The 15,792-nt window shown below is 71.5% G+C and carries 12 protein-coding genes; 4 read left to right on the forward strand and 8 right to left on the reverse strand.

Annotated features, from left to right (window positions below; translation table 11 throughout):
• Nucleotides 1-8: 8 nt before the first annotated feature.
• Complete coding sequence (locus AB0M02_RS14600) at nt 9-2,177, forward strand: ATP-binding protein (protein WP_364226328.1); 2,169 nt, start codon at nt 9-11, stop codon at nt 2,175-2,177.
• An 85-nt stretch (nt 2,178-2,262) separates the two neighbouring features.
• Nucleotides 2,263-3,186, forward strand: a complete 924-nt coding sequence (locus AB0M02_RS14605) for a PfkB family carbohydrate kinase (protein WP_364226330.1) — start codon at nt 2,263-2,265, stop codon at nt 3,184-3,186.
• Between the two features lie 6 nt (nt 3,187-3,192).
• Here AB0M02_RS14605 and AB0M02_RS14610 read toward each other — a convergent pair whose 3' ends face one another.
• Entirely contained in the window at nt 3,193-5,427 is a 2,235-nt protein-coding gene (locus AB0M02_RS14610; protein WP_364226333.1) for a LuxR C-terminal-related transcriptional regulator, read from the reverse strand.
• Nucleotides 5,428-5,502: 75 nt separating this feature from the next.
• Between AB0M02_RS14610 and AB0M02_RS14615 the strand changes: the two genes are divergently transcribed.
• On the forward strand, nt 5,503-5,928 hold the full coding sequence (locus AB0M02_RS14615) for a hypothetical protein (protein ID WP_364226335.1): 426 nt from the start codon (nt 5,503-5,505) through the stop codon (nt 5,926-5,928).
• Nucleotides 5,929-5,945: 17 nt separating this feature from the next.
• Here AB0M02_RS14615 and AB0M02_RS14620 read toward each other — a convergent pair whose 3' ends face one another.
• From AB0M02_RS14620 to AB0M02_RS14630, 3 genes are all read right to left on the reverse strand, one after another.
• Nucleotides 5,946-6,545 carry a dihydrofolate reductase family protein gene (locus AB0M02_RS14620; RefSeq protein ID WP_364226337.1) on the reverse strand — a complete coding sequence of 200 codons (600 nt, stop codon included), beginning with the start codon at nt 6,543-6,545 and terminating at the stop codon, nt 5,946-5,948.
• 310 nt (nt 6,546-6,855) lie between these two features.
• Nucleotides 6,856-8,193 carry a PHB depolymerase family esterase gene (locus tag AB0M02_RS14625; RefSeq protein WP_364226339.1) on the reverse strand — a complete coding sequence of 446 codons (1,338 nt, stop codon included), beginning with the start codon at nt 8,191-8,193 and terminating at the stop codon, nt 6,856-6,858.
• A gap of 375 nt (nt 8,194-8,568) precedes the next feature.
• Complete coding sequence (locus tag AB0M02_RS14630) at nt 8,569-9,513, reverse strand: glycosyltransferase family 2 protein (RefSeq protein WP_364226341.1); 945 nt, start codon at nt 9,511-9,513, stop codon at nt 8,569-8,571.
• A 142-nt stretch (nt 9,514-9,655) separates the two neighbouring features.
• On the opposite strand from AB0M02_RS14630, the gene AB0M02_RS14635 reads away from it, so the two are divergent.
• Nucleotides 9,656-10,219 carry a dephospho-CoA kinase gene (locus AB0M02_RS14635; protein ID WP_364226343.1) on the forward strand — a complete coding sequence of 188 codons (564 nt, stop codon included), beginning with the start codon at nt 9,656-9,658 and terminating at the stop codon, nt 10,217-10,219.
• On the opposite strand, the gene AB0M02_RS14640 is transcribed toward AB0M02_RS14635, so the two are convergent.
• The 4 genes from AB0M02_RS14640 to AB0M02_RS14655 all read right to left on the reverse strand — a co-directional run bounded on the left by AB0M02_RS14640 (nt 10,194) and on the right by AB0M02_RS14655 (nt 15,770).
• Entirely contained in the window at nt 10,194-11,180 is a 987-nt protein-coding gene (locus AB0M02_RS14640) for an NAD(P)-dependent alcohol dehydrogenase (protein WP_364226345.1), read from the reverse strand. The genes AB0M02_RS14635 and AB0M02_RS14640 overlap by 26 nt on opposite strands.
• 42 nt (nt 11,181-11,222) lie before the next feature.
• Nucleotides 11,223-12,026: a hypothetical protein gene (locus tag AB0M02_RS14645; protein ID WP_364226347.1), complete on the reverse strand. Its 804-nt coding sequence runs from the start codon at nt 12,024-12,026 to the stop codon at nt 11,223-11,225.
• Nucleotides 12,027-12,101: 75 nt separating this feature from the next.
• Nucleotides 12,102-14,384: an FdhF/YdeP family oxidoreductase gene (locus AB0M02_RS14650; RefSeq protein WP_364226350.1), complete on the reverse strand. Its 2,283-nt coding sequence runs from the start codon at nt 14,382-14,384 to the stop codon at nt 12,102-12,104.
• Nucleotides 14,385-14,561: 177 nt separating this feature from the next.
• On the reverse strand, nt 14,562-15,770 hold the full coding sequence (locus AB0M02_RS14655) for a hypothetical protein (protein ID WP_364226353.1): 1,209 nt from the start codon (nt 15,768-15,770) through the stop codon (nt 14,562-14,564).
• Nucleotides 15,771-15,792: the final 22 nt, after the last annotated feature.

Raw genomic sequence — 15,792 nt, forward strand, 5'->3', positions numbered from 1 at the left:
GGGCAAGGGTGAACCGGAAGCGAGCGGGTAGCGGGCCGGGCCGTGCCACCGCGCTGAGTGCGATGGTGGCCGCGGTCGGCTGCACTATCACGCTGGGCATCAGCATTCTGCTGCTCCAGCGCGAGGACGCCTCCGCCGAGGTGCAGATGGACCGCCGGACGGCGGTCGCCGCCGACGCGGTGCGCTCGGAGACCCGGCGCTACCTCGACGCCCTACGGATCACCGCCGCCGCGGCCGGGGCACAGCAGACGCTGACCGCCACCGAGTTCGGCGCCATCACCGAGCCGCTGCGGGGCATGCAGCTGGCCGGCACCTCGTCGATCGCCCTCGTCGTGCCGTCCACCGACGCCGGTGTGCCCGGCACCCAGCAGCTCTGGCGCGAACGCGGCGCCACCGGGCTGACCCTGGCGCCGCACGGCGACGGCGACCACGCGTTCTCGGTCTTTGCCACGTCGCTGGACGGCGGGAAGGTGCCGCTCGGCCTCGACATGATGCAGGCACCGGCGCCGGCCGGAGCCCTCGCGGAGTCGCGCCGCAGCCGGGACGTGAGCGTCTCGGACACCTATCACCTGCTCGCCGACCGGTCGCTCCCGGCGCACCAGCAGCAGAACTCGTTCGTGCTGGCCGCACCGATCTACCGCGCGCAGGGCTTCCTGGGCTGGATCCAGCTCGCGGTGCGCGGCCAGTCGTTCCTGGGCAGCGCGTTCACCCAGGCCGGCCAGGGGCTGCTCGATCTCTCGCTGCGGGCCGCCGACGCGGAGGGGCGCCAGGTCACCGTCGCGGCGATGTCACCGGCCACGGTGGGCGAGCGCGATCTTCAGCGTACGGTCGCCGTACCCGTTGCTGATGGAACCTGGACCCTGCACCTGGCCGCCGCCGGGGAACGGCTTCCCGGCGCGCACAGCGTCCTCCCCCTCGCTGTGGCCGGCGGTGGCCTCAGCCTCACCGCGCTGCTGACCGCGCTGGTGTGGCTGCTGGCCAGCGGACGGGAACGAGCCCGCGCCCGCGTGCGTGCGGCAACCGGCGAGCTGGCCGCGCGCGGCACCGAGGGCCGGCGCCAGGCCGCGCTGCTGCAGGCGGTGCTCGACGGCATCAGCGACGGTGTCGGCGTGGTCGGGCCGGACGGCCGGTTCCTGCTGCACAACCCGGCGGCCCGCCGGATCCTCGGCGCGAACGAGACCGGCTCGGACGTCGACACCTGGCAGCAGCACTTCGGCCTCTACCGGCTCGACGGCGTGACGCCGTTCCCCACCGGCGACCTGCCGCTGGTCCGGGCGCTCGGCGGGGAGAGCAGCGAGCAGGTCGAGATGACCGTCCGCAACCCGGCGCACCCCGAGGGCCGCGTGATCAGCGTGTCGGCGCGGCCGATCGAGACCGCGACCGGTGAGCGCGGCGCGGTGGCCGTCTTCCACGACATCACCGATCGCAAGCACGTCGAGACCGAGCTGCGCGGCTTCGCCGGCGTGGTCGCCCACGACCTCAAGTCGCCGCTCACCGCCGTCCGCGGGTATGCCGAGCTGATCACCGAGTCGCTCGACGCCATCTCCGCGGGCGGCGGCCCGAAGGCCATGCACCACGCCCGCAACAGCACCGCCAAGGTGATCAGCGGCGCGGCCCGGATGGAACAGCTGATCACGGAGCTGCTGGACTACACCGCCGCGCGGGACGCCACGCTGCGGGTCGGCGAGGTGAGCCTGCGCGGCATCGTCGACGACGTGATCACCACCCGGACGGACGCGCCCGCCGACGCCGACTGCCGCCCGGACGTCTTCGTCGGCACGCTGCCGCCGGTCCACGCGGATCCGGTGCTGCTGCGGCAGGTGATCGACAACCTGGTCGGCAACGCCATCAAGTACACCCCTCCGGGGCAGGCCCCGCGGATCGACATCACCGCCCGCGCCGAGGGCGGTGATGTCGTCCGGGTACAGATCGCCGACCGCGGCATCGGCATCCCGGACGGCGAGCACGCCGCGGTCTTCGACAGCTTCCACCGCGCCAGCAACGGCGCGGCGCACCCGGGCACCGGTCTCGGGCTGGCCATCTGCCGCCGGATCGTGGAGCGGCACGGCGGCTGGATCGAGGCCGCCACGAACCCCGGTGGCGGCACCGTCTTCACGTTCACGATCCCAAGTGCGGCGAAAGACACCTCGGAGGCGCCTCTGGTAGGGGTTGCCTGAGTTCCCGCGGCGGCATTTTGTGACGGGCATCACGGCGGGCGCGATAGAGGGATGACCGCGGGGCATCGGGGTAGCGTTCGAAGACATGCCCGCCGACCCCGGCACCGTCATGGTCTTCGCCCCGGTGCCCCAGCTGACAGTGACCATCGAGCATCAGTCCGACGCTGCCGAACTGCACGTCCATCCCGGCGGGCAGGGCATCTGGCAGGCCAGGATGTGCGCCGGCCTGGGCGGTTCGGTCACCCTCTGCGCGGCGGTCGGCGGCGAGATCGGCGAGGTCGTCGCCAGCCTGCTGGGTGACGAGAACATCGGGGTACGCACGGTGCGCCGATCGAGCGGCACCGGCTGGTACGTCCACGACCGCCGCGACGGATCCCGTTCCGCCGTCGCGGAGCACGCCGGTGACCCGCTGGGCCGGCACGACCTCGACGAGCTTTACAGCACCGCCCTTGCGTCCGGACTGCGCGCCCGCGTCAGCATCCTCAGCGGCCCGGCCGCACCGGACGTGGTGGCCGCCGACGTCTACCGCAGGCTCGCCACCGACATCGGCTCGCTCGGCGGCACCGTGGTCGCCGACCTCTCCGGCGACCACCTGACCGCGGTCCTGGAGGGCGGCGTCACGTTCCTCAAGGTCAGCCACGAGGAACTGCTGGACGCCGGTCGCGCCCGCGACAACAGCGTGGAGGCCCTCGTCGACGCCGCCCGCGACCTGCGCAAGGGCGCCACCTCGGTGCTGATCAGCCGAGCCGGCGACCCGGCCGTGGCCCTCCTCGACGACGAGCCGCTGCTGGTCGAACTACCCGCCCTCCAGGTGGTCGACCACCGCGGCGCCGGCGACTCGATGACCGCCGGCGTGGCCACCGTCCTGGCCCGGGACGGCACGCTGCGCGACGCTGTGCGCACCGGCGCGGCCGCCGGCGCCCTGAACGTCACCCGCCACGGCCTGGGCACCGGCCGCTGGGAAGCCATCGACGAACTGACCCGCCGCGTCCACCTCACCCCGCTGTGAGGCGGATCAGGTCTCGGGGGCGGCGACCCAGCTCGCGATCTGGGTACGCGAGTGGAAGCCCAGCTTGTTCAGGATGTTGCGCACGTGGCTCTCGACGGTGCGTTCCGAGATGAACAGCCGCGCCCCGATGTCCCGGTTGCTCAGGCCTTCGGCGATCAGCCCGGCGACGTCCCTCTCCCGCTGTCCCAACGGACCGTCCGGGCTCGGGGCGGCCACCTCGCGCAGCGCCAGCCGCAGCGCCTCGGCACGGCTCACCCGCCGTCCGTCGCGCAGCGACGCCTCGAAGCGCGCCGGGCCGAGTGCCGCCCGCACCGATGCGGTCGCCGATGACAGCGCGGGCGCCATTCCACTGTTGAGGGTCACACCCACCTCGGCACACAGCCCGTCCATGGCCCCGAGCAGCTGGGCCGCGCGCTGTGGGTCGCGAACCGACGCGGCGCACGCACCGAGGCCGCCGAGCAGGTAACACTGCGCGACCCGGTCGTCGATCCGGCGGGCGATCGGCAGCGCCTCGGCGAACCGGCGCTCCGCCTCGCCGGGGTCACCGGAGCGCAGGGCGGCGAAGCCCTGGTTCACCAGCATCATCGTGAGGCTGTAGAGATCGCCCGACCGGCGGCTCAGCCGCGCGCCGTCGGCAGCCGCGGAACGAGCGGTCTCGAGATCACCGTCGCCGAGTGCGATGAGGGTCCGCGCCTGGTGCACCATCAGCGTGGCACCGACGTCGTCCCGGCCGGCGGACAGGGCCGCCGCCTCGTCGAGCAGCCGTTCGGCGGAGGGGCGGTCGCCCGCCATGTGCGCGGCGATCGCCGCCATCGCGAGCAGCTGGCACAGGACGTCCGGCTGCCCGGCCCCGCGAGCGGCGAGCACGCCACGCTGCAACACCGGCACGGCGACGACCGGGTCGCTCTGCAGCACGGCCAGGAAGCCACGGGCGAAACAGGTCCACGGCGCCGCCGCCGCGGGAGCCAGGTCGTCGAGCCATCGGACGCCCTCGGTCGTGGCGCGGGTGATCCAGTACCAGATCAGGCTGGTGGCCAGACCGGCGCCGCGCACGTCGTCGGACAACGCCCGCAGCAGAGCCCGGATGTTGTCGATCTCCGGCTCGATCCACGTCAGCCACTCCACCAGCCGATACCGGCCCTCGGCGCCGAATCGTGCGCATCGTCGCAGGTAGTGGTCCGCCCAGCGCTGTTCGATGCCGTCCGGGGACCGGGTCGAGCCGGCGTACGCACGCATGGTCTCGTGCAGGCGGTATACGGCCGTGCCCGTGGCCGGCTCTCGCTGCAGCAGCGACTTGTCGACCAGCGAGGACACCAGTTCGACGCTCTGCGCCGCCGGCACGTCCCCGTAGCAGCACACCGCCTCGACGTCGTCGAGCGTGAACCGGCCGGCGAACACCGAGAGCCGGGACAACAGCGTCTGTTCGGCCGGCGTCAGCTGGTCGTAGCTCCACTCGAGGGTGGTGCGCAGCGTCTCGTGGCGCGGCAGAGCCGTCCTGGTGCCGCGGGCGAGCAGCGCGAACCGGTCGTGCAGCCGGTCGAGGATCTGTGCGGGGGCGAGCGCCCGGGTCCGGACCGCCGCCAGCTCGATCGCCAGCGGCAGCCCGTCGAGGCGCCGGCACAGGTCCACCACGGCAGCCCGGTTCGCGTCGGTGAGCTCGAAGTCGCCCGACGCCGCCGCCGCGCGCTCGACGAAGAGCCGCACCGCTTCGTTCTCGCGCAGACGTTCCAGCGGATCGTCCGCCGGGAGCGACAGCGGCGGCACCCGCAGCACGTGCTCCCCGGCAGCCCGGAGCGGCGCCTGACTGGTGGCGATCACCCGAACCGCCGGCGCCGTCCGGAGCACCTCGCCGATCAGCTCGGCCGCGGCGTCGAGCAGGTGTTCGCAGTTGTCGACGACGAGCAGCAGCTCGGCGTCGCGGAGGTGCCGGAGCAGCAGTTCACGCGGTTCGGAGGCGGCCTGGTCGCGCAGGTCGAGGGCCGCCATCGCGGTGTGCGGCACCAGCGCCGGATCGCGCAGCTTGCCGAGTTCGACAAGCCACGCGCCGTCCCGGAACCCGCGGGCGAGATCGGTGGCGAGACGGACCGCGAGGCGTGTCTTGCCCACGCCACCGGGCCCGATCAGGCTCACCAGACGCCCGTCGGCCAGCTTCTTTCTCGCGTCGGCCAGCTCACGGCGGCGGCCGACGAAGCTGGTGGCCTCGGCGGGGAGGTTGCCCGGTCGTCGGCTGCGGGTGGCCACAGCACGACGGTAACTCAGTGCCGCCTCCGTACTTCCACTGATGAGCGTCGACCGCGTTCTTCCTAACGTTGAATCATGACCGCGAATACACTGGTGAAAGACACCGGCCTGTCATTGTCACGCCTGTACGCGCTCCGCTTCGGATACGCCGTGCTCGCAATCGGCCTCGCGATCGAAACCTGGCCCGTCGTCCTGCGGCACGACCTCTCCTGGCGAGGGACGGAAAGCCTCGTCTACTGCATTCTGTCGGCGATATCGCTCCTGTCGTTCGTCGGCCTGCGCCACCCCGTCAGGATGCTCCCGCTGCTCGTGTTCGAGTCGGCCTGGAAGGTGATCTGGCTGAGCGCGGTGGCCCTGCCCATCTGGCTCTCCGGCCAGATGGACGACGAGACGTGGGGCTACACGGCCTCGTGCCTTCTCGTCGTCATCTTCCTGGCGGTGGTGCCGTGGCCGTACGTCTACCGGCACTACGTCCTCGCCCCTGGCGACCGGTGGCGCTGAGTGTTCACCGGCCGGCGTCAGCCGGGGTGGACCGTGTAGCGGAGGTGGGTGACGAGCGAGGTCTGCCGGGCCTCGATCTGGGTCAGCCGGGTCCTGCCGACGCCGTCGAACAGCCTCTCACCCTCGCCGAGCAGCACCGGCGCCACGTGCAGGCGCAGCTCGTCGACCAGCCCCGCGGTCAGGAACTGGTTGACGGTCGCGGCGCCGCCGGCGACGGAGACATTGCGGTCGCCCGCCGCCTCCCGGGCCAGCCGGAGCGCCTCGGTGATCCCACCGGTCACGAAGTGGAACGTGGTACCGCCGGCCATCTCCAACGGGGAACGCTCGTAGTGGGTCAGCACGAAGACCGGGGCGTGGTACGGCGGCTCCTCGCCCCACCAGCCCCGCCACGTGAGATCCCACTCGCCGCGACCGGGACTGAACATGTTGCGCCCCATGACGAACGCACCGGCGTCGGTGATGGCCGCGAGCTCGGATGCGTTCTCCTGCTCCGCCTCGAACATCCACCGGTGCAGAACCGTTTCCGCACCCACACCCAGCGGGGCGTCGGCGCTCTGGTTCGGACCGGCGACGAACCCGTCCAGTGATGCGGCGATGTCAACGACGACCTTGCTCATCTCGGGCCTCCTCGAATCGGGCCGCCCTGGCCCTCTCACCCGTCAGTCGGAGCCAGCCCGCCGTTCTTGACACGCTCGCGATGTCGACGACAGTCGGTATTCTCGGCACGAACAGGCACGTTCACCTCACGTGGGGAGATCATTGTGCGTCTGCGAACTGTGGTCCTGACCATCACGACATTCCTGCTCGCCGCCGTCGCGGCGGTCCTCGCCAGCCCGAGCGCGGCGATGGCCGGTTACACCTGGTCCAACTGAGACAGAAGGCAGCCCACCGCGGTGGGCTGCCTTCTTCTTTACCCGGGTCTGCCGGTCAGCGAGCGGTGCAGGTGGCGCTGGTGGGGCCGGTGCCCGTGCCCTGGAAGCCGAACTGGGTGGTGCGGCCGGCCGCGACGGAGCCGTTGTAGCTCACGTTCGTGAAGTTCACCGCCCCGGTCGTGCCGCTACCGGTCGCGCTCCACGAGTTGGTGACGGCCGAGCCGGACGGCAGGGTGGTGCCGACGGTCCAGCCGTTGATCGCCGACGCGCCGGCGGTGACCGTGACGGTGGCGACGAATCCGCCGGTCCACGAGTTCAGCGAGATCGAGGCGGTGCAGCCGCCCGGAACCGGCGGTGACGAGGACGGGGGCGAGGACGGCGACGGCGACGGCGAGGTGGACGGCGACGAGGACGAGGACGGCGACGGTGAGACCGTGGCCCCGTCCAGGCCGAAGAAGCTGATCGCCATCCTGGCCTGGCCGGACATGGGGAGCGAGTGGCCGACACCCGCGATGCTGATGGCCTGGACCGGCGGTTGCGCCGACGTGTTGCCGTACCAGGTGCGGGTCCAGCCGGACTGCGGCGTGTCGGTCTTGACCGGTGTCTGGCTGACGCCGAGCACGTTGGTCCACTGCTTGATCTCTTCGCCGAAATTGTTGTAGTGCAGGGTGGTGTCCGTGACGCCGTGCCACAACTGCATGCGCGGACGGGGCCCGGAGTAGCCGGGGTACGAGTTGCGCACCGCGTCACCCCACTGGGCCGCGGTCTTGCTGACCTGGCCGCTCGCGCACGCGCTGTTCCATCCGGCCTGCTGGCTGGGGTCGGCGGGGTTGCCCGCGGTCGCCTGGAAACAGGTGTCCGGCACGCCCATGAACGCGGCGCCACCGGCGAACACGTCCGGGTAATTGGCGAGCAGCACGTTGGTCATCATCGCGCCGGACGAGGCGCCGGTGACGAAGGTACGTGCGGTGTCGGTGCTGTACCGCTGCTGCACGTACTTCACCATCGAGGTGATGCCGACCGGGTCACTGTTGCCGTTGTGGGTCAGCGCACCCGACGAGGAGACGTCCCAGCAGTTCCCGGTACGCACGGTCGACGGGTAGATGACGATGAAACCGTACTGGTCGGCCAGCGACTTGAACTCGGTGCCGGAGTAGAACGCCGGGCCGGAGCCGGTGCAGTAGTGCACGGCCACCAGTACCGCCGGCTTGGTGGGCAGCCGGTCGGGGACGTAGAGGTACATCCGGATGCCGGTTGGGTTGGTGCCGAACCCGGTGACCTCGGTCAACGCCGCCGCGGAGGCCGGTGACGCCGGGAGGAGCGTGGTGGTGGCCAGCAGGCCGGTGAGGACGGCGGCGACCGAGGCCAGCACTGCGCGCCAGTGTCTTCTCATGGTCGGTTCCTTTCGGGGATGCGGCGCGGGGACGACCGCGGTCGCTGCCGGAAACCGGGCATCGCCGGGAGCGGGCGTGGGGATACGCCTTACCGTTCCGCAGGACGGGGAGTTCGGGGACGGCCAGGGGTGACCGAGGAAAGGATCGACCGAAACATTACAAGCGGGTAGCGACATTTACAATGGTAGATATTCGCTGTTGGTGACACTCGCTTCAAGGATCACCCCGCCCACCTGGGCATTTCGACCGCAGGCCCGACCGGCCGACTCCCGGAACTTTCGGAGATGAGACCCGGCAGCTTGCCGAGATCTTGGAGGGTTCGGGTGCGTATACGGGCCGAACCCTCCAAGATCTCGGGGAATGCCCGCCGGCGATCAGACGGTGTCGTCGAATTCGAAGACGGCGGCCAGTGCCTCCACGCCGCCGCCGAGCGCGGCGGCGGCGACGGCTGCCACGACGGTCACCGCCCGCAGAGCGTGGAACATGCCGCGGCCGGTGCCGGCGTCGGCCAGGTTGCGGGCGACCGCGCGGGGCAGCGTACGCCGCAGGTAGTCCTTCTCCGAACCGAGCTCCTGGTCCTTCGGCAGCAGGCCGGCCATCTGCACCTTGCCCCGGCCCTCGGCGTAGCAGCGGCGCATCAGGAACCCGAACGTCGACCGCTCGGCCGGCACCTCGTGGTCGATGGTGGCGCTCGGCACGTACATCCAGGAGCCGCCGGCCGCGCTCATCCGCAGGCACAGCTCGGTGTCCTCGGGCCGGTTCTGGTCGCCGAGCTTGCCGAAGCCGGTCCGGAAGCCGCCGACCGCGAGGAACGCGTCCCGCCGCACGATCATGTTCGCCGACCAGACGTTGCGGATCGGCGCGGTGCGCGTGGGCATCCCGCTGTAGGAGACGCCGACCGCCCAGAGCAGCTCGTCGGGCATCCAGGACGGCCGGCGTCGCGACCAGGCGGGGAGGATGCCCCCGCCGGTGCCCACGACCCGCGGGTCGGCGAACGGGGCGAGTTGGCGCTCGAGCCAGTCGGCGCTGGCCACCGTGTCGTCGTCGAGAAAGGCGATGAAGGGGGTACGGGTGTGGAAGGCGCCGGTGTTGCGGTTGCCGGAGGCGCCCCGGGCGTACGCGTTCTCCAGCACGGTGACGCCGGGGAACTCCTGCCGGACGCGGGTGGCCATGGCCGGGTTGTGGTCCACGACGACGACCACCTCGGCGGCCGGCAGTGTCTGCTCCCGCGCGGACCGGATCGTCCGGGTCAGTGACGCCCACCGTCGCTCGCTGTGCGTCGGGACGACGATGCTGACGGTTCGGCCGGTGGGTTCCACGGGGCCTCCTGGACGGTCACGAAACAGGTGCGGGCCTGCACCTTCGCCCGGAGACCTGTGGTCACCCTGTGTATTCGGTAACGACGGGCGCCGTCCGGCTCCTCGGCGGAGCGGCGGCGGCCCGAATCGCTAGTTTGTCCTGGTGGAACCGACAGACCGGCCGGCCGATCGCGTCGTCGCGTGGGCCCGCGGCCTGCCCGTGCCGCCCGGACGGCGGCGGGTGATCGCAATCGAGGGCCGGTCCGGCTCCGGCAAGACGACGCTCGCGGTGGCCGTCGCGGAGCGGCTCGGCGCGGCGCTGATCTCGATGGACGACCTGTACGCGGGGTGGGACGGCCTGGCCGAGGGGGTCGCCGCGCTGCGCGATCGGGTGCTGGTGCCGCTCGCCGAGGGCCGGCCGGCGGTGTGGCAGCGGTGGGACTGGGAGGCGGGGGCGTACGCGGAGGAGCACCGGGTGCCGGACGGCGAGTGGCTGGTCGTGGAGGGTGTGGGGTCCGGTGGGCGGGTGCTTTCCGCGTACATCTGTGGTTTTGTCCTCCTGGAGTGCCCCGTCGCGGTGCGCAAGCGGCGCGCTCTGGCCCGCGATGGTGACCTTTATGCCCCGCATTGGGAGAGATGGGCGGCGCACGAGGACGCGTTCTACGCGGCCGAGGCGATCCGCGAGCGCGCGGGCCTGATCATCAACCAGGGGTGGACGCCACCGTGATCACGACCGCACCCAGGCGCTGTTCGGTCTCGACCCGGCGATGGGCGTCGGCCACCTCGGACATCGGGTAGACCCGGTCGACAATCGACCTGATCTCTCCCGCCTCGGCCATCCGGGCAAGCGTTGCGAGGTCCTCCCTCGTTTCCGGGGCGAAGGCCACGACGACGGTCTTGTCGGTGAACCGGGTTGTCGGCACCGAGCGGAGCAGCACCGACAGCCGGGGATTGCCGTGGAGATAGCGGCCGCCCGGTTGGAGCATGCCGATGAGACGGCGGTAGGGACTCCCGGCGACCATGTCGAAGATGACGTCGAACTTCCGGTTCGTGGTCGTCACATCGCCGGTGGTGTAGTCCACGAAGTCGTCGGCCCCGAGGCGCCGGACGAGCTCCTCCTTGATCCCGTGGTCGACCGCGGTGACCCGCGCGCCCATCGAGCGGGCGATCTGAACGGCATGGGCGCCGATGCTGCCGCCGGCCCCGTTGATCAGTACCTGCTCCCCCGGCTTGACGCCCGCACGCCGCATGAAGTGCAGCGCGTTGAGTCCGCCCAGCGGGACGGCGGCTGCCTCGGCGAACGTCATGTTGCGCGGCTTGGGCCCGATCGCGGCGCTTTCCGGGAGGACCATGTACTCGCCGTAGGCACCCAGACGCAGGCCGGTGCAGCCGAAGACCTGGTCGCCCGGGGCGAAGCGGGTGACACGTCCGCCCACCGACACCACCTCACCGGCGAAATACATGCCCAGGATCGGACGCCTCGGGCGGATGACTCCGACCGCGATGCGCAGCGGAAGCCAGAACCAGTTCACCGAGTACCGGAAGCTCCGGAACTCGCAGTCGGACTTGGTCGTCTCGGCCGCCCGCACCCTGATCAGGACCTCCTGATCGCCCGGGGCCGGCGTGGGCACGTCTGCCACGCGCAGAACGTCCGGATCTCCGTAACGGGTGTAGGTGACGGCCTTCACGCGGTCATCGGATCGGGTCGCGGGCCGGCTGTCAACCCTGGGTCAACCCGGTTGGAAGGCCAGACCGGCCGCGTCCAGCGCTGCCCGCAGGCGGTCGACGGCGTAGGGCCCGACTCCGTGCAGTGCTCGGACCTCGCTCTCGGTGAGGCCGGCGACCTGCTCGAGGCGGACCACGCCGTGCGCGGTGAGCGCGCGGGTCGCGGCGGCGCCGAGGTGCGGCAGCGGGACACCCGGCTCGGGCTCCGGCCGGCCCAGCGACGACCGGGTATGTCCCTCGTGGTCCAGGACGGCGGCACCACGCGCCGAGAGCCGGTAGCCGATGTCCAGCGACTCGGTCAGGCCGCGTTCCTTCAGCTTGCGCACGTTCTGTTTGAACGCCGGGGTGTCACGCCCCAGCCGCTGAGCGAGGTCGGGAGCCCGGATCGCCGGCAGCTCGTCGATCAGCAGGAGGGTCTCCCGGGTCCACGGCCCGGTCGGGGAGGCCCGGTCGAGCCGGTCGAGCCACGCGATGATCGTGTCGATCTCCGCGGCGTCCGGCACCGCCTCGCGCAGAGCGTGCCGCGGGTCGGCGCCCGCGTACCGTAGCCCGATCCGGTAGACCGGCCGGTCGGCGTGCAGGCGGTCCAGTCCCTGCCGGAGCGCGGCCAGCGACGCCGCGCCGGCCCGGCGAGCGTCCGCGGCGGACAGCGAACTCACCGGCACGCGGTCGACGGACGTGATCTCCACGAGCCCGACCGCGGTGCGCATCCGGGTGCCGACCCGGACACGAGGCCGCTCCCACCGGCGGAACGCCACATCGACATCACCAGCACGAATCGCCGCCAACTCCATGGGACGCATCTGCATACCCCAGTTTCTCACGCAGATCTTGGAGAGTTCGGGTCCGAATACGGGCCGAACCCTCCAAGATCTCGCAAAGAGCTACGGCGAGGAGGGGGAGGGGATCAGTTGGATCACTACCCACTTCGAGGTCGGGGTGCCGCTCTCCTCGGCCTGGGAGTCGAGTGGCACGAGCGGGTTGGTCTCCGGGTAGTAGGCGGCCACGCAGCCCTTCGGGGTGTCGTACTCGACGAGGCGGAAGCGGTCGGCTCGCCGGGTCACGCCGTCCTCCCACTCGGAGATCAGGTCGACCATGTCGCCGTCGGTGTGGCCGAGTTCGGCCAGGTCGGCGGCGCTGATGAAGACCACCCGGCGGCCGGCTCTGATGCCGCGGTAGCGGTCGTCGAGGCCGTAGACCGTGGTGTTGAACTGGTCGTGGCTGCGCAGCGTCTGCAGGATCAGCCGGCCCGGCGGCACGGTCATCACCTCCAGCGGGGAGACCGTGAAGACTGCCCGGCCCTCCGGTGTCGGGAAGGTACGCGAGTCCCGCGGCGGATGCGGCATGGTGAACCCGCCGGCGGCGATCTTCTCCGCGTACCCGTCGCAGCCCGGCACGACCCGCCCGATCCGCTCCCGGATCGCCTCGTAGTCGGTGGCGAAGTCCGCCCACGGAATGCCGTGCCTCTCGCCCAGCGTGGCCCGCGCGATCCCGCAGAGGATGTCCACCTCGGACCGCAGCAGCGCACCGATCGGCTCGGACCGGCCCCGGGAGGCGTGCACCGCCGACATCGAGTCCTCGACCGTGACCCGCTGCACCTGGCCGCCGGTCCGGTCCTGTTCGGAGCGGCCGAGCGTGGGCAGGATCAGCGCGGTGTGCCCGGCCTCGGCGTGGCTGCGGTTGAGCTTCGTGGAGATCTGTACGGTCAGCGCCGCCCCGCGCATCGCCGCGGCGGTCACCTCGGTGTCCGGCATGGCCGCGACGAAGTTGCCGCCCAGCGCCACAAACACCTTCGCCGTGCCGTCGCGGAACGCCTTGACCGTGTCCACCGCGTCGTGGCCGTGCTCACGCGGCGGCTCGAAGCCGAACTCGTCGCGGAGCCGGTCCAGGAACAGCGCCGTCGGCTTCTCCCAGATGCCCATGCTCCGGTCGCCCTGCACGTTGGAGTGGCCACGTACCGGGCACAGGCCCGCGCCGGGCTTGCCGATCATGCCCTGGAGCAGCGCGACGTTGACGAACTCCTTGATCGTGGCGACGGCGTTGCGGTGCTGGGTGATGCCCATCGCCCAGCAGTGCACGATCCGCTTCGCCGACGCGAGCATCTCCGCGGCGGCCTCGATCTCGTCCCAGGTCAGCCCGGTCGCGGCGAGCACCGCGTCCCGGTCCACCTCGGCGACGTGCGCGGCCCACGCGTCGAATCCGACCGTCGACGACTCGATGAACGCGCGGTCGGCGACACCCCTGCGCAGCAGCAGGTGGCCGATTGCCTGCCAGAGCGCGAGGTCGCCGTTGGACCGGATGCGCAGCAGGCGGTCGGCGAGCGCGGTGCCGTTGCCGGCGATTCCGCGTACATTTTGGGGGTTCTGGAATTTGAGCAGGCCCGCCTCGGGCAGTGGGTTGATCGCCAAGATCTTGGCCCCGTCCCGCTTGGCGATCTCCAACGCGGTGAGCATGCGCGGATGGTTGGTACCCGGATTCTGCCCGGAGACCACGATCAGATCGGCCTCGTGCAGGTCGTCCAGGGTGACCGAGCCCTTGCCGACACCGATTGTGCGCGTCAGCGCGGTGCCGGTCGACTCGTGGCACAGGTTCGAGCAGTCCGGCAGGTTGTTGGTGCCGAGGGCGCGGGCGAACAGCTGATAGACGAAAGCGGCCTCGTTGCTGGCCCGCCCGGAGGTGTAGAAAGCCGCCTGATCCGGGCTGTCCAGCGCGTTCAGATGCTCGCCGATCAGCGCGAACGCCTCGTCCCAGGAGATCGGCTCGTAGCGGGTGCCACCGTCACGGCGAACCATCGGGTGGGTGAGGCGGCCCTGCTTCTCCAGCCAGTGCCCGGTGCGCCCGGCCAGGTCGGCGATCGGGTGCGCGGCGAAGAACTCCGGGCCGACGGTCTGCCGGGTGCCCTCCCAGGAGACCGCCTTCGCACCGTTCTCGCAGAACTCGGCGGTGTGCCGGCGGCCCTGCGGATCGGGCCAGGCACAGCTCATGCAGTCGACGCCGTCGTGCTGGTTCAGCGTGCGCAGGTTGCGCACGGTCTTGCGCACACCCATCTGCCGCACGGCGTTGCTCAGGCTCAGCCGCACCGCCTCGAGCCCCGCCGCGTGATCAGCGGGCGGCCCGACGCGCAGTCCGGCGTCCTCGTCGTCAAGCGTGAAAGCGTCGTCCGGCACGTGATCAATCTTGACGAGCCCGCCCCTTCCGGGCAACTCCCGCCACCCCTCACCGACCGAGACCTGAGTATTCCGCGATCGCATTGATCATGCCTGGAGGCCGGCCATGCCCAACATCCTCTCGCGCGTCATCCGCGACCTGAGCCGGAAGGCCGCCACCCTCCGCGCCCGGCTCGGTCAGTCGATCTCGTAGGTGCGGAGCGTGTCGAGGACGATCGGGGGTGGCCAGTCGTCGACCCGGTACCGCGCGGGCGCCAGGATCGGTTCCGGCCGCAGCCCGGCGTGCTCCTCGACGATGTGCCAGGGCACTCGGAACTCGACGCCGGCACCGACGCGGGCGAAGGCGACCGAGTCGGCTCGGGGCAGCAGCGTGCTGGCGCCCTCGACCCAGGTGGCGATGGTCTCGGCCGGGCCGCCGTCCGGCGGTTCGACCGCGATGAGCCGGCCGACGTGCACGTCGACGCCGGCCTTCGCGTACTGCTCGGCCAGCCAGTCGGTCTGGTTGGAGTACTCGGTGAGGGCCAGCACGGCGTCGGCGCGGCGGGCGGCGTGGTGGTGCGGGTGGCCGGGCGGCGGCGAATACGGCACGGCGGGACCGGCCGGGCCGGCGACGTAGCCGACCGGCGACAGGTAGCGCACCGCCTCCTGGAAGCTCTTCTCGACCAGCGCGTAGAGCGGGCCGGGCTCGTCGTCCGGCAGCGGCGCGAGCAGCAGGGTGTTGTTGTCCGGCGCGAACGCCAGCACCGGCGCGCCCATCCGCTCGCCGACCTCGGCCAGCCAGCCGGGCGTCAGCAGCAGCGACGTGAAGTAGCCGTCGCCGTCGTCGATCATCCGGATCACGCTCGGGTCGCCGGGCCACGGCTGCTCCAGCGAGTGGCGGGCGATATCGGCGAGGTTGTCCCGGGCGGCGGCGAAGACCTCGTCGGCCGCCACGCCCCACTCGTCGAGGCGGTCGGGGATAACGTACGCCATCGCCTCCGGGGTGTCGATCACGACCAGCTCGCGCAGGAAGGGCATCGCCGGGCGGGACAGGGGTGGCCGCAGCCCGACCGGCCCGGCCACGCCGAACGTCACCGGGCGGACGACCGGGCGGAGCTTTCCGCGTACGGTTTCCCAGGTGTCGTCCGGCGGCGGCGCCGCCATCAGCCGGACCAGCTTGACCAGCCGCTCCCGCCGCTCCGCCGGGGTGGCACCCGCGGTCTCCCGGTAGACGTTGGAGAGGTAGAGATGGGCGGGCCCGGCCCCACCGGTGCGATGGATCGCGATGGCGAACTCGTCCGGCTGGTACTCGGCGCGTTCCACCCCCGGGGTGCCGCGCGCCACCCGGAGGGCCAGATGGGCGAACCGGCGCTGCGGTGAGCCGACGAACCTGTCCAGCAATCCCATTGGTGGACAGTAGCCCAGCGGG

The organism is Actinoplanes sp. NPDC051861 (genome assembly GCF_040681145.1).
Taxonomy (GTDB): Bacteria; Actinomycetota; Actinomycetes; order Mycobacteriales; family Micromonosporaceae; genus Actinoplanes.